Here is a 19,251-nt window from a genome sequence, read left to right on the forward strand (position 1 = left end):
TAAAAATGGATAATTGTTCAGGTTAAAGCGCAATTGCCTTGATGTCAGGAGCGATCGCCGAATAACGTTCGCATCTGGCCAGTAGTTGTGCCTTATATGCCTCCACAAAAGCCTGCTCATCTTCGTCCAAGTCTTTGAGCATGGCGATGACACCATCAATTTCGAGCCTTATCTTAACTACCATCTTATCCAGGCTATTTACGATTAAGGCTCTTGGTAATCCCACCTCTTCGCTAAAGGCGGCAAGTTGATAGGCATAGATCTTATTGGGATCGAACTCATCATCTATCGCCATTGCCAACTCTTGTTCAAAATCCTCATATAAGGCCACGCAAACTAGGTCATACCAAGGCGTAGGCGTCATACCGCTGGGCGTCATAAAAAACGAGTAGTTTTTCCCATGGGCATCGGCATTGCCACTCAATAAATTGAAGAGCGTCCACCGCAACATATCCTGCTTGGCTGCAGCCGGATTAATACATTGATTCGCAAGACCAAACAACCTTGGCAGGCTGACACCTTCACGAATATCCCTGACATCCCGTCCACTACCAAAGTTACGTTCATATTTCTTGTTGACGCTAAAACCAAGGGCTTGGCAACTATCGATAATGTGCCGCCTCTGCACCCTGTTTTCATCGGCCAGATAGCGACGATCGAAACGTTCGACACACAAGGATTTATACTGACCAAAACAACGAATCTCGACATTCGCGACATTCAAGGCCAGCGCCTTAGCCAAGCGCATAGTAAGGAACTCGTTGATGACCAGATGCGGATGCTGTTCAAATTTCAGGATATGTGTCGATGACAGCGCTCCTTCGCCGAAGCCAAACTCCTCACCGTTAAAGAAGAGATTTAACTTAGACTGTACCCCAGCCACCGACAGCCTAGGTCTACCATCCCAAATCTCCATTGGCCAGTAGTCAGGAGCTTCCAGTCTCTGAACGATCTCATCGTCACTGATAGCCCGGAATCTTGTCGGTGGAAATGCTGAACCTTTAGAAGAAAAGGCGATGGCACCCGCAGTATCTAGGCCAATGGCCCGGATGAGCGCAAAGGTATTGCCCTTTGTAACACCAAGCGATTCAACAAGGTAATCGAGCCCCTTATTCTCAGGCAGCAAATTAACCAGAAACATGGCAATTTGCGTACTGCTACCCGAACCATCCAAAGGGATCATAGGTGATAATGGAAAACCGCTTTGCTGCCAGGCTTGGGTGTAGCTGACCGCAAAACGCTCATCGCTTGGATTAAATGACAACTCACCGATGACTTGGTCACCGAGAAGCATTTCTAACACAAGGATTGGTGATTCGGCCATAGCTAGTACCACTCACTTGAACCGGCATCCGACTTTGACTCGACAGCGAGCCTAATCCCCAAGCCATCGAGTATCTTGAATAGGGTAGAGATGTAGACATCTTCCCCCTTCTCGACACGAATCAGGGTTTTCTTAGTGACACCGCACAACATTGCCGCCACCTCTTGAGTCAGCGCCGCTTCCTTCCTGCGGGTCTTAATCAGTAATCCCAACGAATCTTGGTTTAACGAGGAGCTCATAAGATCACCATAAAGTGTACTTTGCTACACTTTAGCCACGATAAAGGGATGATTCAACATAAAAGTGTAGCAACATACACTTTTTAAGTATTAACAAGATCAACAGCCAAAAAGTGTAACATCATACACCTTTAATCTGTTCAAGTTAGCAAATGGGCCAAAAGTGTCACTTGTTACACTTTTTGAGTCGTACAGAATGAGAAAGTGTTATCGAAGCCCTAGGACCAACAGCATTATCCCTACGAACAGCACCTGCGCCTTGGTTATCAACAACAGCAACATTAGCTCTTAACGCATATTCTTTATCCACATAGAAAATCCTGAACATTCTTCAATGCTTTGTCACCTAGATGAAATCAGATACACTTGCCCATTATCAGTTTGCTCATTATTGAGCAGTGAATGGATGCAATTGATAAATGATTCTGAAAAACAAATCACTTCAAACAGTACATTCCGCACAAGCCTATGCTGGACAAAAGCAAGAACAGGACGTTGCTTTCTTTCTACGCCGCGCCTTCAAAGATCATCCCCAAGTGTTGGTCATCAATGACTTTAAGTTCAGTTTTAACGATGAAACGGCGCAGATCGACCATCTGATTATCTACACCTATGGTTTTGTATTAATCGAGTCAAAGAGCATCAAAGGTCAGGTTAAAGTCAACCAACAGGAAGAGTGGACTCGCAGCCACCAGGGCAATTGGTTTGGTATGGCATCGCCCATCAAACAAGTCGAACTCCAACAGGCGCTTTTGCTGCAATTATTAACGCATCACAGAAGTGAAATTCTCGGTAAGCTATTGGGCATCAAACAGCAGGGCTTCAGGTTACGAGGATGGGATCATCTTTGCGCCGTATCGAGCGATGCAATAATTAACCGCGACACCATACCTAAGCAGGTCTCAGAAAAACTAGTGAAAACCGAGTTCCTGGTCGACAAACTCAACGAGATAATGAATCTCAAGGGCAAGTTTACACGATTGGTTAATTTTACCGATACCCGACCCGACTTTAGCCAAGATGAACTCAACTCAATCGCCGATTTCTTGATTAGCCATGACTTCGATAACAAGCACTCGAAAGAACAGCACGAAGCTAGCGAGCAGGCTACGTGGAAACATAAAAACTTAGAACAAGGCGAAATTATTATAGATTCAGAGGCGATTCAGCCACAGCCCATAATGCAGCTACAAGAGGCCCATCCCCCTTACCAAGCTCGTCAGCATGATGCAGTCCCACAACTAAAACTGCTTTGTAAGCACTGTGGGGAATCAGCTAATTACAAGCCAATGTATGGTAAGTACGGATACTACATCCATTGCAACCAGTGCACTAAAAACACGCCCATGAAACAGGAGTGTCCCCAGTGCCAAAGCAAGCATACCCGAGTACAGAAAAGGCGAGAAACCTACACGCTACACTGCCAAGAATGCAGCTTTAATCAGCAGGTGGTTTAGGCTTACCAAACGAAATTCGAATATCGACTCAGGTATTAATAAAGTTTACTCTGCCCCCACTTTTTACCACCCATTTTTACCACTCTAATCTTCACCGTGAAACATCTCCCCAGGAGTCAGCTAAGTTTGCTTTTTTCAGGAGTTTAGCAAAGAAATTCTGCCTGAATATGTTTTCAGCACTCATTATATATTCTAGGTGTTCACTAAATTTTGATGAATCAGCGAAAAAGTTAGGGTATGCCTCCCTTATACCACCAACGGCATTTGCGTACACTAATGCAACTACAACATTAGAATCCTTATCAGCTGTAATTTTTTCTGTTTCGGTATATATATCCTGCGCTTCTTTAGACTCGTCCTCACTAAAATGAGTATAAGTCAAAGATTTATTCAAAATATTTACCTCAAGTAAAACATAGCCTTCCTTTCCAATAGTATCTAGTTCCTCACCGATAATTTTCAACGAATTAGCAAATGCCTTTAGCTTATCTGCCACCTTCAGATTCCTAGTGTTTTCACAAATAGATAGGACAGATTCTGACGATTCTTTATCATTTATTAGTCGAGAAATGTACTGAATTTTTTTATCTTTATCACTTAAACTTTCAAACAAATGAATATTATCCATGATTGCAAACTGCTTGCTAACATTAATAAAAAAATCACTCCACATTTTCTGACCTTGATTTGTTTTTAAAGACTGCTTAGTAAACAAGTCAATAATTTCCAAAGCTGTCGCCCAATAGTGTTGAATTCTTGTTCTTAATTGAACCTCTATTTTTTTATCTCTTCCAGATAAGTCTGGAAATCTTCCCACTATATGCAAGCTTCTATATCCATCATCCTTTGGTTCTTTAATATAATCTTTAATACGAAATCCATCATCCCATCTAAACTCTGGCATTTTCCTTAGAACTCTTGAAACTTGAGCGACTTTCTTACTGTTACCTAAAACGATTCTGCAGCCACCGATATCCTGCATGTTTTTTAAGTTCATTTTAGGAAAACGCCTTAGCTTCAGAACTATAGATGGAAATCTTTTTAATCTTTTAGCAAAAATAGCCTTTTCATCAATTTCTTTAACAGCTGGTTGCAACTTGTCTAAAGCATTCTCCAATGGTTTCTCATAACTAAATCGCCAATAAGACAGAACACTGAAGGCCTCGTTCAATTTATCCTCATTTTGTGGAAGATAGGTATCTGAATTAATCAAACACTCTCCGGCCCTCAAAACTTGCTTTCCCGAAGGTTTTTTTATTTCTTCAACAGAACGCACTCGACTATCAATCATCTAACAACCATGTAAATACAAAAATATCAAACAATAATACAATCAGTTACATAACAAATTCAATTAGACTTATTGTTTATATTTATACCATATGTTAAAAACTGTTATTTAAATATAAAAACATCTAAAGGCTTTGATGATGAAAATCATAAAAATAACATTGAAGCACTCCCAGATAATCCAATGTATCAAGTTTTACTGAATTAGGTAGACACATCTAAAATATGCCCCCTAAACTAAAGGTTCAGACCCAGCTGCATTAGACGTATGCAATGGACTCAAAAACATCTATCCTACTAATTTACCTTATAAAAAATTCAGACATAAAAACCGCCCCCCTTAGGTATCGGTTTTTTTACTTAGTTTCAGGCTGTTAAGCTTAGACCAGCAGAGCATTTTACGTGGGATAAATCTTGTTAGAGCAAGGCGCTTTACCGCAACGTTTAGTACACTGCTAATACCTTACATTCATGTGATGAAGCAACGCAGCGTACTCTCCCCCTATATACAAAAAAATCCCTGACACTGTGAAGTATCAGGGATTTTCTTTTTAGGTGTTGTGCTTAGCGATTTAGCTAAGCACTCAGGCCTATGGAACAGATGTTCTAGCGCAGGAAAAATCGTTTTAGAGCAAGGCATCTTGCCGCGACGTTTAGCTGTCTAAACGAGTGGCAAGATAACGCCGCTATAGACGATTTTAACCAGCTAGAATTACATCATGCCGCCCATACCGCCCATACCACCCATTCCGCCCATGCCGCCCATATCGCCGGCACCAGCTTCTTGTGGAATCTCACCAACCATAGCTTCGGTAGTGATCATCAGACCCGCGATAGATGAAGCGAACTGTAGCGCGCTACGAGTCACCTTAGTTGGGTCAAGGATACCCATTTCTAGCATGTCGCCATATACGTCGCTACCGGCGTTGTAACCATAGTTACCTGAGCCGTTCTTAACGTTGTTGGCAACCACTGAGGCTTCTTCACCTGCGTTAGTGGCGATCTGACGTAGTGGCGCTTCCATGGCGCGCAGTGCGATAGTCACACCGTGCTTCTGGTCTTCGTTAGCCACTTCAACTTCACCGATCTTAGAGGCAACGCGAACCAGGGCAACACCACCACCGGCAACCACACCTTCTTCAACGGCGGCGCGAGTCGCGTGTAGTGCATCTTCTACGCGAGCCTTCTTCTCTTTCATTTCGACTTCGGTAGCGGCACCGACTTTGATCACTGCAACACCGCCGGCCAGCTTAGCCATACGCTCTTGTAGTTTTTCACGGTCGTAGTCAGAAGTAGACTCTTCAGCCTGGATCTTGATTTGAGCAACGCGGGCAGAGATCTGCTCTTGCTCGCCGGTACCGTCGATGATGGTAGTGTCATCTTTGGTGATAACCACGCGCTTAGCCGTACCCAGATCTTCCAGAGTGGCTTTTTCAAGCTCTAGGCCGATCTCTTCGGCAATCACAGTACCGCCAGTCAGGATGGCGATATCTTGTAGCATCGCCTTACGACGGTCACCGAAACCAGGTGCCTTAACCGCAGCAACCTTAACGATACCGCGCATGTTGTTCACAACCAGCGTCGCCAGGGCTTCGCCTTCGACGTCTTCGGCGATGATCATCAGTGGCTTACCAGTTTTCGCCAGACCTTCAAGGATTGGCAGTAGCTCACGGATGTTAGAGATCTTCTTGTCAACCAATAGGATGTATGGGTTTTCAAGTTCAACGCTGCCGGTTTCTGGCTTGTTGATGAAGTATGGAGACAGGTAACCACGGTCAAACTGCATACCTTCAACCACGTCCAGCTCGTTCTCTAGCGCCTGACCTTCTTCAACGGTGATCACGCCTTCTTTACCCACGCGCTCCATCGCAGTTGCGATGATTTCACCGATAGACTCGTCAGAGTTAGCAGAGATGGTACCTACCTGAGCGATAGCCTTAGTGTCGCTACACTCTTGAGACAGTGTCTTCAGCTCGGCAACAGCAGCCACAACTGCCTTGTCGATACCGCGCTTAAGATCCATTGGGTTCATGCCAGCGGCAACGGCTTTCAGACCTTCGGTCACGATAGCTTGCGCCAGTACGGTTGCAGTGGTGGTACCGTCACCGGCGGCGTCGTTGGCTTTAGAAGCAACTTCTTTCACCATCTGCGCGCCCATGTTTTCAAACTTGTCTTCTAGTTCGATCTCTTTAGCAACCGATACACCATCTTTGGTGATCAGTGGTGCGCCGAAGCTCTTGTCTAGCACTACGTTACGGCCTTTAGGGCCCAGGGTGACTTTAACTGCGTTAGCCAGTACGTTTACGCCCGAAAGCATTTTTACGCGAGCATCATTACCAAATAAAACTTCTTTAGCTGCCATGTTCTGTATCCTTTAATAAAATTCTGGTTAAACGGGATATTGAGTGGATTATTCCACTACAGCCATTAAATCTGACTCAGAAAGGATCAAGACCTCTTGGCCGTCGATCTTCTCTTTCTTCACGCCATAACCTTCGTTGAAGATCACTATGTCACCCACTTTTACGTCGAGTGGCTGCACAGTGCCATTTTCAAGAATTCGGCCATTGCCTACAGCAAGAACTTCACCGCGAGTTGACTGCTCGGCTGCACTACCTGTCAGTACGATGCCACCGGCTGATTTTGATTCAACTTCAGAACGCTTAACAATGACGCGGTCATGTAATGGACGAATATTCATCTACGGACTCTCCTAATGATTTTTTTGCCCAACAAACGTTGGCGGTTTATCAAAAAAAAGTGCGGCGACTTCGCTTTCGCCGCGGGATGTTCGATATATGGGGATGGGGTTGCTGAGATCCAAGGGCTTTACAAAAAAAATCTGATTTTTTTTAACTGGGTTTTATAAAAGATCAGCCATTCCTGATAGAATTGCCCTCCTTCTGTTACCTAGGCATTTCACTTACATGAGAGACAGACACGGGCTGCTCAGTCAGCCAATCGGTCGTGTACTGCTAAATATGAGCCTCCCGAACCTGATTGGTATTCTCACCATTCTTGGGTTCAGCCTTGTAGACACTTTTTTTATCAGCCAGTTAGGCACAGAAGCCCTGGCCGCCATCAGCTTTACCTTTCCGGTCACCCTGATTGTTTCCAGCATAGCCATCGGCATAGGCGCCGGGGTCTCCACCAATCTTGGCCGCCTCATCGGCAGCGGCAACAGCCCCAAGGCAAGGGTGTTTCTCCATGACGCCCTGCTGATCACCTTCTGGCTGATCGCCGCCATCTCGCTGCTGGGCAGCCTGTTTATCGGCCCGCTGTTTAGCCTGCTGGGGGCCAACGAACTCAGCCTGCCGCTGATCCGCGACTATATGTTTCTCTGGTATCTGGGGGCGCCGCTGCTGGTGCTCTTGATGGTGGGTAACCAGGGGCTGCGCGCCACCGGCGATACCAAGTCACCGGCCAAGATCATGGCGCTGGCGGCGCTGATCAACCTGGTGCTCGACCCGCTGCTGATCTTCGGTCTAGGCCCCTTCCCACGCCTGGAAATTCAGGGCGCGGCCATCGCCACCCTGGTCTCCTGGATAGTGGCGCTGTCCTTGTCGGGATACCTGTTGATCATCAAGCGTAACCTGGTGGACTTTGCCGAATTTAACCTTGAGCGGATTCACTGCAACTGGCGCCAGCTGGCCCATATCGCCCAGCCGGCGGCGCTGATGAACCTGCTCAACCCTGTGGCTAACGCCATCATCATGGCCATGCTGGCGCGCATCGACCACAGCGCGGTGGCGGCCTTCGGCGCCGGCACCCGATTGGAGTCGGTACTGCTGATCGCCGTGATGGCGCTCTCCTCCAGCTTGGTGCCCTTCATCGCCCAAAATCTGGGGGCGGGACAGACGGAGCGCGCCCGCGACGCCCTCATGCTGTCGCTGCGTTTCGTGCTAGTATTCCAGACCCTGATCTATCTGCCGCTGGCGCTGCTGGCGAACCCTATCGCCCAGCTGTTCAGTAAAGATCCCCAGGTGATCGAGTGGCTCAGCTTCTACATCATCGCCCTGCCCGCCGCCTATGGCCCGCTGGGCATGGTGATCCTCACCGCCACCTCGCTCAACGCCTACCACAGGCCCATGAGCTCCTTGGTGCTTAACCTCTGCCGCCTGTTTCTGCTCCTGCTGCCGCTGGCGGCGCTGGGCTCTTATCTGGGCGGGGTGAAGGGGCTGCTGCTGGCGCTACCTGTCACCAACGCCGTGATGGGCATCGCCTGTTATATCCTGGCCAGTCGCATCACAGAACCTGACACCACGCCTAAGCATGTGGAGATCTACAAGCGTTAGCTAAGCGCCTAAGCATGTGGAGCTCTACAAGCGTTAGCGCCTCCGCCATGTTTGGCAAAGGTTTTCTAAGAGGAATTGAGTCGCGGCTGATGGTGTTTTAGCTGGTATGGTCGGTAGCACTGGCAATGATACCTGAGAGCCTGATGATGGCTCTCGGTTATCGGCCTTCTCGAGCCGAGTTGTCATCAATGCCAGCTTAGGAGAGCGGCTTGATCACACCCTTGGTTCTGGCTTCGCGGTCACAGGCCCCGCTTTGAATGCACTCCTCTAACGCCCGCATCATGTGGTCGATGAAGCGCTGGCTGGCGAGGCTGATGAAACGCCGCGACGGATAGACCAGGAAGCACTTACCCTCATAGGGTTCGATATCTTCAAATAGCATCACCAACTTGCCCTGTTCCACATATTCCTGGGCTATCGGCAGCGGCATCATGGCGATCCCCCGCCCCATCAGAGCGGCTTCTAAACAGGTATCGAGGCTGTTGACGCAGAGGTTACCCGACACCGACAGTATCCTGTCTTTACCGAAGGGGACTTCGTTGAAGATCCTACCGTTGGGATAACGGAACAGGATCGAATTATGCTCGGGTAACTCCTCCGGCTTAGTCGGTTTACCCGCCCTCTCCAGGTATTCCGGGCTGGCAAAGAAGTGTATGGTTTCGCTGATCAGGTGGCGCGCCACCATCTCATTTTCATTAAACGCATCTTCGAGCATGAAGGCCAGATCGATATTATTGCGGATCATATCCTTGGGCTCTGAGCTGACGATGATCTCCACCGTCAGCGCCGGATTGAGATCCATGAACTCGAATATCGCGTGGGTGATGTGCAGGAGCTCAGGGATTGGAAAGATCAGTATGCGCAGGTGTCCAGACACAGCGGCCTCGCCCCCCGACAGCTCTGAGAAGGTCTGCTCCAGGGTCGCCAGTAAGGGCGTGGTTTTATTGTAGAAATGACTGCCCGAGGCGGTGAGGGTCATGGCCCGGCTCTGGCGATGAAACAGCTTCACATTGAGCTCATCTTCCAGCGCCTGCAGACGGCGACTCAGGGTCGATTTAGGCACATTGAGTATATCGGCCGCCTCGACCAGGCTACCCGTCTCAACGATACGGTGGAACAGGGCAATATCTTCGGTTTTCATCACTGACTCACTAACACGCTAAACCTGATTGCCTATTACTTTGCACACACACGTCAGGCTAAATCAAGTCAATATCGTTTCATTTTATGGAACCCACAGTTCCACATAATTCCATTTTAATAGATGTATCGCGCTGCTATCTTAGCCAGCCATGAGATACACCTTGTCACAATTAATGGAGTTTACGATATGAAACCCCTGACAACCTCACTTTCACTACTCGTAATGACTCTAGTACTTGCTGGTTGCAGCACAGAATCTGCCGAGATAACCCCGCCCAGTGTGCGCCCCGTTAAGTTGCTGGAGATCACCGAGCTAGGTAGCGGCACCCTGAGAAGCTTCCCCGCCAAGGTGGCCGCCACCAAGCAGGCCGAGCTCTCCTTCCGCCTGTCGGGTCAGCTGGTCGAATTCACCCTGGTGGATGGTCAGCGTGTCACCAAGGGCGAAGTGCTGGCGCGTCTGGACGACAGAGACGCCCGCAACAACCTGCTCAACCGCGAGGCGGATCATGAGCTGGCCCAGGCCGACTTTAACCGTAAGGGTGAGCTGCTGCGCCAGGCGCTGATCTCCCAGGCGGAATATGACTTAGCCAAGGCGCAGCTGAAATCCAGCGCCGCCAACCTGGCCAGCGCCCAGGATCAGCTGAGCTATACGGTGATCAAGGCGCCCTTCAGCGGCACGGTCGCCAAGACCAAGATAGAAAATTTCCAGATAGTGCAGGCCAACCAGCCGATTCTGGTGCTACAGAAAGATCGTTTCATCGACGTGGTGATCCAGGTGCCCGAGTCGCTGGCCAGCCGCGTGACCTCCTTTAATCCCCATTCGCCTTCGCTGCCCATGGTGACCTTTAGCAACCATCCAGAGCAGCAGTATGCCGCGCGTCTCAAGGAGTTCGCCACCCAGGTCACTCCGGGTACCCAGAGCTATGAGGTGGTGTTTACCCTGCCGACCCCGACCGAATTTAGCGTACTGCCGGGCATGAGCGCCCAGCTGGTGCTGGATATTGCCGGCCCCGATGCCGACAAGAAAAGCACCGTAGTGCCGCCGAGCGCCGTGCTCAAGCGAGATCAGGACGGCACGCCTATCGTTTGGACCTATGATCTGGGCACGGGCCAGGTGAGTTCCCGCGAGGTGAGCCTGGGTAAGGTCACCAGTGAGGGCATAGAGATCACCCAGGGCCTGACGGTGGGCGACCGTGTGGTGGTCGCCGGTGTGGCCCAGCTCAGCGAACATCAACAGGTCAAGCCTCTGCGCTGGCAACGAGGTGTTTAACCGATGAATTTTGCCGAGTATTCGATCACCCACAAGGTGATCAGTTGGATGTTTGCCCTGCTACTGCTGATTGGCGGCAGCCTGTCGTTCCTCAGCCTGGGGCAGCTTGAATTTCCAGAATTTACCATCAAGGAGGCGCTGGTTGTCACCGCCTACCCTGGTGCCTCGCCCGAGCAGGTGGAAGAAGAGGTCACCCTGCCACTGGAAGACGCGCTGCAGCAACTCGATGGGGTGAAGCATATCACCTCGATCAACAGCGCCGGCCTGTCGCAGATCCAGATTGAGATGGAAGACAAGTATGATGCCGAGAAGCTGCCGCAGATCTGGGATCTGGTGCGCCGTAAGGTAAGCGATACCCAGGGGAGTCTGCCCAGTGGCGCCATGACGCCTCAGGTGATCGACGACTTTGGCGATGTCTACGGCATTCTGCTCAACCTCAGCGGCGACGGCTATAGCGAGCGCGAGTTGGAAAACTACGCCGACTTTCTGCGCCGTGAGCTGGTGCTGGTCGACGGCATCAAGCGGGTCAACATAGCCGGTATCGTCGACCAGCAGGTGGTGGTGGAGATCTCCACCCAGAAGATCAACGCCCTGGGGCTGAACCAGGACTATATCTATGGCCTGATCAACAGCCAGAACGTGGTCTCTAACGCGGGTAGCATTCGCGTGGGCGACAACCGTATTCGCATCCACCCCACGGGCGAGTTCGACAGCGTCGAGGCGCTATCGCGCCTGGTGGTGAGTGCGCCCGGCAGTGCCAAGCTTATCTACCTGAGAGATATCGCCAACATCTACAAGGCGATGGACGAGACCCCAAGTAACCTGTATCACAGCGGCGGCGACATGGCGCTGTCTGTGGGCATCGCCTTCTCCAGCGGCGTCAACGTGGTCAAGGTGGGTGAGGCGGTCAACCTCAAGATGCAGGAGCTCGGCGACGAGCTGCCCGTAGGCATGACACTCACCACAGTCTATGATCAGAGCAAGATGGTGGATCAAACCATCAACGGCTTCCTGGTGAACCTGGCGGAATCGATCGCCATCGTCATCGGCGTGCTGCTGATCTTCATGGGGCTGAGATCTGGCCTGCTGATGGGGCTGGTACTGCTGCTCACCATTCTGGGGACCTTCATCATGATGCAGGTGCTCAATATCGAACTACAGATCATCTCACTGGGGGCATTGATCATCGCCCTGGGGATGTTGGTGGATAACGCCATCGTGGTGACCGAGGGGATCCTCATCGGCCTCAAGCGCGGCCAGTCGCGCTTGGAGACCGCCAAGCAGGTGATCACCCAGACCCAGTGGCCACTGCTGGGGGCAACCGTGATTGCCATCATCGCCTTCGCGCCAATCGGTCTGTCGGATAACGCCACGGGTGAGTTCTGTATCTCCCTGTTTCTGGTGCTGCTGATCTCACTGTTTATCAGCTGGATCACCGCCATGACCCTGACCCCCTTCTTCTGCGATCTGCTGTTTAAGGATGGCGAGATCCCAGACGAGGCCGATAGCGACCCCTACAAGGGTTGGCTGTTCCAGCTCTATCGTGCCAGCCTAGGCCTGGCGATGCGCTTTCGCGGTCTGACCCTGCTGGTCGTGCTGCTGGCCTTGGTAGGCTCTGTCATGGGCTTTGGTCAGGTGAAGAACGTCTTCTTCCCGGCCTCTAACACGCCTATCTTCTTCGTGGATGTATGGATGCCAGAGGGCAGCGACATCAAGGCCACCGAGGCCCTGCTGGGCCGTATCGAGCAGGACCTGATGGCGGAGCAGCAGAAGCAAGATGCCGGCCTGGTGAACATCACCAGCGTGGTGGGCCAGGGTGCCCAACGCTTCGTGCTGCCCTATGTGCCGGAGAAGGGCTATGCAGCCTATGGTCAGCTGCTGATCGAGATGAGCAACCTGGAGACCCTCAACGCCTATATGCGCAGGCTAGAGCAGGATCTGGTACAGCATTATCCCGAGGCGGAATATCGCTTCAAGTATATGGAGAATGGCCCAAGCCCGGCGGCCAAGATAGAGGCGCGCTTCTACGGCGAAGACCCTGAGGTGCTGCGGCAGTTGGCCCAGCAGGCCAGCGAGCTCTTCCTCGCCGAGCCGAGCGCCACCAGCGTGCGCCACAACTGGCGTAATCAGGTGACCCTGGTACGGCCGCAACTGGCGCTGGCTCAGGCCCGCGAAACCGGCATCAGCAAGCAAGACCTGGATAACGCTCTGCTGACGAATTTCAGCGGCAAGCAGGTGGGCCTGTACCGCGAGAACAGCCACCTATTGCCGATTATCGCCCGGGCACCGGCCGATGAGCGTCTCAATGCCGACAGCATCTCGGCGCTGCAGGTGTGGAGCACAGAAAACAATGTGTTCGTGCCCATCTCTCAGGTCGTCAGCGATTTTGCCACCGAGTGGGAGAACCCGCTGATCATGCGCCGCGACCGTAAGCGGGTGATCTCTGTGCTCGCCGATCCGGTCAACGGCAGCAATGAGACCGCAGATTCGGTGTTTAGAAAGCTACGTGACAAAGTCGAGGCCATCAGCCTGCCTGCCGGTTATGAACTGGAATGGGGCGGCGAATACGAGACCTCAAGCGAGGCGCAGCAGTCGGTATTTAGCTCGATTCCAATGGGCTATCTGGCGATGTTCCTGATAACTGTGCTGCTGTTTAACTCGGTCAGGCAGCCCCTGGTGATCTGGTTTACCGTGCCCCTGGCGCTTATCGGCGTGGTCTCAGGCCTGCTGCTGTTCGACGCCCCCTTCAGCTTCATGGCGCTGCTGGGCCTGCTGAGTCTTACCGGGATGATCATCAAGAACGGTATCGTCCTGGTAGATCAGATCAACCTGGAGCTGAGCCAGGGTAAGCAGGCCTATCAGGCGGTGTTCGATTCCTCGGTGAGCCGCGTGCGCCCCGTGTTGATGGCGGCGATCACCACCATGCTGGGGATGATCCCCCTGCTGCCGGACGCCTTCTTCGGCTCCATGGCGATCACCATCATCTTCGGCCTGGGGTTCGCCTCTGTGCTCACCCTGGTGGTGCTGCCGGTGACCTACACGCTAGTGTTCGGCATCAAGGTGCCTAAGCGCGCCTAGGCGGGCTTCACCCCTTTCCAATTCGCTTCCCGGCGTGCCCGGCTCGAAAGAGTCGGGCTTTTTCTTTGGTTCATCTCGGATTAGCGGCAAGCTGGATTTACACCCGCTCACCACAGGCGCCTCGTCTCACTCGTCACACAGGAGGATCAGGCACGACGGGACTATACTTAAACCGTAAACAATGTAAGGTTATCGGGAGGATACTATGTATGCTCATCACTCCATCGACAGGCGCCTGTTACTGGTAGCGGCACTAGCCACCACGGCGCTACTGGGCTGTGAGCGGCCGGTGAGCTTCTCATCTCAGGTACAGCCCATACTTAACGCCTCCTGCATCAGCTGTCATTCGGGTGCAGGCGAAGGCATGGCAAAAACCCATCTGGCACTGGATAGCTATGAGGGCGTGATGCGCGGCACCCAGCTTGGCCCCGTCGTGGTCCCCGGCAGCGCCGCCTCAAGCACCCTCTACCTGGCGATCGATCACAAGGTCGACAGCAAGATCCAGATGCCCCCTCACCACAGTGATAAATTTGCGCAAGGCGAAGGAAAGCCCCTCAGCAGCGAGCAGATCGCCACGATCAAACGTTGGATAGATGAAGGCGCCAAACAGAACTAGCTTTCTACTCTGCTAACCACCGCCTCCGGGCGGTGGCTTTTTACTAAATTCTGTTATCATCAAACTCACCCTTAAGCCACCGAGTTGAAACCTATGGGTCGTCAGATTTTCCTCTTCTTGTTCGCCGCCAGCCTAGTGACGGGATGCGTAGCCACGCCCAGCCAAACAGAGGTGGAGCAACAACGGCTAGGGGTCATGGTGCAGGCGCTGCAACAAGCTATCGCCGTCCCCTCTCCCGAGCACCTTGAGGTGATCGCCCGCTACGGCACGGATTCGCGCTACTATGTGATGGTGCGTGGCTGGCTGGTGCAAACACTAAGCGGCGTCGAGAGCCAGCTGGCGGCCAGTGGCGATGCGGCTCCCGAGGCGATGCGCACCAGGGCCGAGCATCTCAGGGCCGCCATCAGACGCATCGATCTGGAATAGCTTACCCATAATAAAAATGCCAATAACGACAGTCCTGTAACCACACGACTCAGCAGCAAACCTTATGAATAGAGCCTTATGAATAAAGCCATCATCGCCACCCTGCTTTCGGCCTTCGTCTGCCCAGGTTCGGGCCACTTCTACCTCAAGCGCTATAACGCAGGCACGCTCATCTCCTGCCTTAGCCTCAGCGGCCTCGCCTACCTCTTGTATCAGGCGGTCAATCGCGCCACGAGTGTGTCGGATAAGATCCTATCGGGAGAGTTCCCCCTGGATTATGGCGCCATCTACGCCGCCATCAGCCAGGCACCTCAGGGAAACGAGGCCTTGTGGATCGAGGTGGCTACCTGGGCCTTCATCCTCGGCTGGCTCATCGGCATTCTGGATGCCTATCGCCAGGGCAAGAAGCAGATGCGTGAAGAAGCCCTGAATCAGGAAACATAAACTCTCGCCATAAAAGCTGGCCATAAAAAAAGGAGCCTAATCGGCTCCTCGGTGATCTCAAATCATCTTTAGCTCTGTTTGCTTGCCGCCTGGGTTCGCGAAAAATCGTGTTGAGTAGATCTCGACGCAGGCTCAGTTTCATCTGCGGGGGGATTGTCGGCAAAACGATACTCACTGTTGGCGGCGGTCGTCTTGGAAAAATCGTGACGACTGCTCGATTGCGGCACCAGATTCTGCTTGGCGCCTGGGTTGTCGGAAAAGCGATAATCGGCTCTTGCCGCGGCGGTCTTAGAGAAATCCGGTCTCTCGGCAAACGCCTGAGTAGTAAGTAGTAGAGAGGCTAAAGCTAAGGTCGTGCTGGCTAACAACTTCATCATGTACTCCAATCTTATTGACCACAATTAGCTAACAAAGATACTAACCTAAACCACACATTTTTTGAACAAGATCACACTAAGGCTTGCAATTTGTTACACTTTTTGCCGGCCTCGGCCCCATGCAGCAAATTTGCTATTTTGACGATTCGCTGGGTAAACTGACTGGGTGCCAGCGGGGCAAATATGGCTGGCACGACAAATTAACGCGTTACGGATAACCCTTAGCCCAGCGCTAAGCAGACAAGGAAATAAGCATGTCGCACCTGATCAAACTGGCGGCCCTGGTGGCTGCGCTCTATTTCGGCTACCAGCATTGGTTTGCCCCCTACCCGCTACAAACCTACCGCCTGGCGTCGGTGCCGGTGAGCCTCGAGCTGCTGCCTGACCCTAAAGTGCTGCACAAGCAAAACAGCCAGGTGGAATTCGAGTCCCTCAATACCCAGAAAAGCAGCGACGACAAGCTCACCATGTTCGTGATGAGTTTCAAGTCGTCGATGGAGCATTTAGAACCAGAGGACTTGGAGTTCTTGCCTTATGATTTGGATAAATACACCAGCATGGCGGGGCCTGAAGTGGCCAGCATTCTCGAGGAGATGATCCTTAAGCAAGGGCTATATCAACACCAATGGCATGCGCGGCTACGAGGTTGAGATGCGGATGCCCAAGGACGATCTGCGCATGCTGCAACACATCTATATCATCGACGACCACCTACTGCTCTTGATGGCCAGCTATCAGTCCAGCCGCGAAGAGCAGACCGCCCGTAATTTCCTCGACTCGGTGCAGCGCCTCTAGCCGCCGGCTCGGGCAAATTTAGACCATAAAAAAGCCCCGCGATGCGGGGCTTTTAGCTAATGTTACAGAGCTTAAATCGGCGAGCCAGGCGGCATGGCAAGCGGCTTGTGGATCAGCTTATGCTTGCTCTCTTTCAGCCCCTGCTCTATCCCCTCTAATAGCCACTGATAGTGCGCCGATTCATAGTCGCTACTGCGCTTCACCAGACGGCTAAGCTGCTTCTGGGCATAGGCCAGACGACCCGCCAGCTGCGCCTTCACCTCGGGCGAACTCGCCCCATCATGGTAGCTGGCCAGCAGGGCATCGATCACCACGGCATTGACCCGCATCCATACCCCCTGCGTCGCCCCATTAGGCGCATCGCTAAACAGGGTCTTAGCCAGCAGCTTATTGACCAGAGTCACCACAGACAGCTGCTCCCTGTCGGCAAAGTAGCCCTGATTGACGCGATTGAGACGCTGAGGCTGCAGCAGCTGCTGACAGGTGTGACGGCTAAGCACCTCGGCCATTCCGAGGGGATCGATCACCACGCCGGTGGCGCCATCGAAGCTCTCGCGGGTGGCGCCATAGTTGCCCGACTTAGGCACCAGGGCGTCGGTCACCTTAGTCGGCAAGGCCAGGGCATCTGCACTCAGGCCTTGCAGCAGGGTATCCAGCGCGTTCTTTTGCAGCTCGGGGGCCATATAGTGCCAGCTGCGCCCCCCATCCTGAGTGGAATAGTTGTAGTCACTGCCACCAATAAACTTGGCCGCGGCTTCGATCTGATAACGGGTCAGCAGATAGATGGGCACGAAGGCGTCGCGCAGCTCACCATAGGGCTGGCCCTGGAGCAGCGCGGCGTCGCTAAAGTTGTCGATGGCCACCTCGCGCACCTTGGCCAGACGGCTCAGCTCGGCCACAGGATCCTTGCCATTGTCCCAGAGGCTGGCATAGGCCTGGCTGGAACCGGCGCGGCGCGAATCTGCCTCACCTATATATCTCAGCCCCTGGCGCTCCACCGCCTGCATCAACCCGGTCAACTTGGCCTGTTGAGCCTCGGCGCTAAACTGACCATAGCCATAGGCCACGGTAAACTTATCCCAGGCACCAACACCTTCATCGTAAGGAGCGGAGATATCTATCTTGCCGCCCTTGAGTGTCACCTTGGGGTGCGGGTAATCCATCACTGAGGCGTTGTCGTTGCTCGACGCGGCGAAGTTATGGTCCAGACCCAGAGTATGACCCACCTCATGAGCCGACAGCTGGCGAATACGCGCCAGCGAGAGGTCTGTCACCGCCTGAGAAGCCGCCTCTCTGTCTTCCCAGCCTGCGGTGAGACCGCGGGCGATGAGATGATCTTGCCTGACACGCTGACTGCCCAGGGTCACATGGCCCTTGATGATCTCACCTGTGCGCGGGTCGGCGATGGCGCTGCCATAAGACCAGCCGCGAGTCGCCCTGTGTACCCACTGGATCACGTTGTAGCGAATGTCCTGGGGATCGGCATCTTCCGGCAGTAGCTCCACCTTGAAGCCGTTGATAAAGCCCGCCTCGTTGAAGGCACTCTCCCACCAGCGAGCCCCCTCTAGCAGGGCACTACGAATAGGCTCTGGCACGCCGGGATCCAGATAATAGATGATGGGTTTGACCACCTCACTGGGGGCGTCACCCGGGGTTACCTTCTCCAGGCGATGACGCAGCAGATGGCGCTGCACTATGTCGCTGTCGATTGGCGCGCCGTAATCCAGATACTCATCGGACAGGTAACCGCTATTGGGGTGGTAGGCCCTGGGCTGATAATTATCGTCCGGCAACGCGACGAAGGAGTAACGCATCCGCAGCGACATCTGCTTACCATCGGGGGTCACCAGAGCCACCTGAGGCCCGGCCTTGGCGCCCTTGAAGGTGAGCAGCACATCGACATCGCTGTTACGCTCGAAGGACTTAACCCCCTGAGGCAGGATGAGCGAGGTCTCCTTGTCCAGCTGATAATTGCCCTGCTTGGTCTGTTCTAGGGTATCGACTATGCCATGCAGGTCGCGCAGTACAAGATCCTTGATCGCCACCAGCGCCCGCTTGCCCTCAAGTACCTTGCCGCGCCAGAGCACAGACTCGGCGAAGGCCTCTTTGACCGCCCGCTGCTCGGCGCCGTTGTCCGTGGTGGCGCGGTAACGGGTGTTAAGCTGTTTCAGGATGAGATAGGGTCCATGGCGTTCAAACTGCACCAGGCGGGTCATTCCCAGCTGGCCGCGATCCAGGCCGATATCGTTAGAGCCCACGCCATGGGGCAGGCTGGTGACCAGCAAGAAAGGCTGATTGAGGCGGGTCGCCTCCAGGTAGAGATCGCCCGAGCCTTGCTGATAGAAGAGGTTGATAAAGCCTTTGGCGGCCTGACTGCTCTTGATCACCTTAGCGCTATTTTCGACGGCGAGCAGGGGGCCAGTCGGGACCAGAATGAGGGCAAGGGCCAGCGCGAGTGTAGAGGGTCTCATGTTATCTCCTTGCTGAGACTTATAAT

At 52.8% G+C, this 19,251-nt stretch carries 17 protein-coding genes; 9 read left to right on the plus strand and 8 right to left on the minus strand.

Annotated features, from left to right (window positions below):
- Nucleotides 1-22 precede the first annotated feature (22 nt).
- Complete coding sequence (locus L1D43_RS14825) at nucleotides 23-1,324, minus strand: HipA domain-containing protein (RefSeq protein WP_239852753.1); 1,302 nt, start codon at nucleotides 1,322-1,324, stop codon at nucleotides 23-25.
- 2 nt (nucleotides 1,325-1,326) lie between these two features.
- Nucleotides 1,327-1,563 (minus strand): helix-turn-helix domain-containing protein, encoded by a 237-nt coding sequence (locus L1D43_RS14830; protein WP_220044101.1) that lies wholly within the window; start codon nucleotides 1,561-1,563, stop codon nucleotides 1,327-1,329.
- A gap of 419 nt (nucleotides 1,564-1,982) precedes the next feature.
- Between L1D43_RS14830 and L1D43_RS14835 the strand changes: the two genes are divergently transcribed.
- Nucleotides 1,983-3,020: a nuclease-related domain-containing protein gene (locus tag L1D43_RS14835; RefSeq protein ID WP_239852755.1), complete on the plus strand. Its 1,038-nt coding sequence runs from the start codon at nucleotides 1,983-1,985 to the stop codon at nucleotides 3,018-3,020.
- 91 nt (nucleotides 3,021-3,111) lie between these two features.
- On the opposite strand, the gene L1D43_RS14840 is transcribed toward L1D43_RS14835, so the two are convergent.
- The 3 genes from L1D43_RS14840 to L1D43_RS14850 all read right to left on the minus strand — a co-directional run bounded on the left by L1D43_RS14840 (nucleotide 3,112) and on the right by L1D43_RS14850 (nucleotide 7,011).
- Nucleotides 3,112-4,311: a RelA/SpoT domain-containing protein gene (locus L1D43_RS14840; RefSeq protein ID WP_239852757.1), complete on the minus strand. Its 1,200-nt coding sequence runs from the start codon at nucleotides 4,309-4,311 to the stop codon at nucleotides 3,112-3,114.
- A gap of 711 nt (nucleotides 4,312-5,022) precedes the next feature.
- A complete protein-coding gene (gene groL, locus L1D43_RS14845; protein WP_239852759.1) occupies nucleotides 5,023-6,672 on the minus strand; it encodes a chaperonin GroEL in 1,650 nt (549 codons plus the stop codon).
- Between the two features lie 48 nt (nucleotides 6,673-6,720).
- Complete coding sequence (locus L1D43_RS14850; protein ID WP_011864277.1) at nucleotides 6,721-7,011, minus strand: co-chaperone GroES; 291 nt, start codon at nucleotides 7,009-7,011, stop codon at nucleotides 6,721-6,723.
- A 226-nt stretch (nucleotides 7,012-7,237) separates the two neighbouring features.
- On the opposite strand from L1D43_RS14850, the gene L1D43_RS14855 reads away from it, so the two are divergent.
- Nucleotides 7,238-8,605, plus strand: coding sequence for an MATE family efflux transporter (locus L1D43_RS14855; RefSeq protein ID WP_239852762.1), 1,368 nt, complete (start codon nucleotides 7,238-7,240; stop codon nucleotides 8,603-8,605).
- Between the two features lie 196 nt (nucleotides 8,606-8,801).
- Here L1D43_RS14855 and L1D43_RS14860 read toward each other — a convergent pair whose 3' ends face one another.
- Nucleotides 8,802-9,746, minus strand: a complete 945-nt coding sequence (locus L1D43_RS14860; protein WP_239852764.1) for a LysR family transcriptional regulator — start codon at nucleotides 9,744-9,746, stop codon at nucleotides 8,802-8,804.
- A 189-nt stretch (nucleotides 9,747-9,935) separates the two neighbouring features.
- On the opposite strand from L1D43_RS14860, the gene L1D43_RS14865 reads away from it, so the two are divergent.
- From L1D43_RS14865 to L1D43_RS14885, 5 genes are all read left to right on the plus strand, one after another.
- Nucleotides 9,936-11,018, plus strand: a complete 1,083-nt coding sequence (locus L1D43_RS14865) for an efflux RND transporter periplasmic adaptor subunit (RefSeq protein WP_239852766.1) — start codon at nucleotides 9,936-9,938, stop codon at nucleotides 11,016-11,018.
- Nucleotides 11,019-11,021: 3 nt separating this feature from the next.
- Nucleotides 11,022-14,096 carry an efflux RND transporter permease subunit gene (locus tag L1D43_RS14870; RefSeq protein WP_239852768.1) on the plus strand — a complete coding sequence of 1,025 codons (3,075 nt, stop codon included), beginning with the start codon at nucleotides 11,022-11,024 and terminating at the stop codon, nucleotides 14,094-14,096.
- Nucleotides 14,097-14,301: 205 nt separating this feature from the next.
- Nucleotides 14,302-14,712 carry a c-type cytochrome domain-containing protein gene (locus L1D43_RS14875; RefSeq protein ID WP_239852770.1) on the plus strand — a complete coding sequence of 137 codons (411 nt, stop codon included), beginning with the start codon at nucleotides 14,302-14,304 and terminating at the stop codon, nucleotides 14,710-14,712.
- A gap of 93 nt (nucleotides 14,713-14,805) precedes the next feature.
- Complete coding sequence (locus L1D43_RS14880; protein ID WP_239852772.1) at nucleotides 14,806-15,138, plus strand: hypothetical protein; 333 nt, start codon at nucleotides 14,806-14,808, stop codon at nucleotides 15,136-15,138.
- 78 nt (nucleotides 15,139-15,216) lie between these two features.
- Nucleotides 15,217-15,582: a hypothetical protein gene (locus tag L1D43_RS14885; protein WP_239852774.1), complete on the plus strand. Its 366-nt coding sequence runs from the start codon at nucleotides 15,217-15,219 to the stop codon at nucleotides 15,580-15,582.
- Nucleotides 15,583-15,650: 68 nt separating this feature from the next.
- On the opposite strand, the gene L1D43_RS14890 is transcribed toward L1D43_RS14885, so the two are convergent.
- Nucleotides 15,651-15,959 (minus strand): hypothetical protein, encoded by a 309-nt coding sequence (locus L1D43_RS14890; protein WP_345773710.1) that lies wholly within the window; start codon nucleotides 15,957-15,959, stop codon nucleotides 15,651-15,653.
- 254 nt (nucleotides 15,960-16,213) lie between these two features.
- Here L1D43_RS14890 and L1D43_RS14895 point away from each other — a divergent pair, with 254 nt between their 5' ends.
- Nucleotides 16,214-16,609, plus strand: a complete 396-nt coding sequence (locus L1D43_RS14895; RefSeq protein ID WP_239852776.1) for a hypothetical protein — start codon at nucleotides 16,214-16,216, stop codon at nucleotides 16,607-16,609.
- A 1-nt stretch (nucleotide 16,610) separates the two neighbouring features.
- Nucleotides 16,611-16,754 carry a hypothetical protein gene (locus tag L1D43_RS14900; protein ID WP_239852778.1) on the plus strand — a complete coding sequence of 48 codons (144 nt, stop codon included), beginning with the start codon at nucleotides 16,611-16,613 and terminating at the stop codon, nucleotides 16,752-16,754.
- A 71-nt stretch (nucleotides 16,755-16,825) separates the two neighbouring features.
- Here L1D43_RS14900 and L1D43_RS14905 read toward each other — a convergent pair whose 3' ends face one another.
- Nucleotides 16,826-19,225 (minus strand): zinc-dependent metalloprotease, encoded by a 2,400-nt coding sequence (locus tag L1D43_RS14905; RefSeq protein ID WP_239852780.1) that lies wholly within the window; start codon nucleotides 19,223-19,225, stop codon nucleotides 16,826-16,828.
- Nucleotides 19,226-19,251 lie beyond the last annotated feature (26 nt).

The sequence above is a fragment of the Shewanella sp. Isolate8 genome, assembly GCF_022398495.1.
In the GTDB taxonomy this organism is placed as follows: domain Bacteria; phylum Pseudomonadota; class Gammaproteobacteria; order Enterobacterales; family Shewanellaceae; genus Shewanella; species Shewanella aquimarina.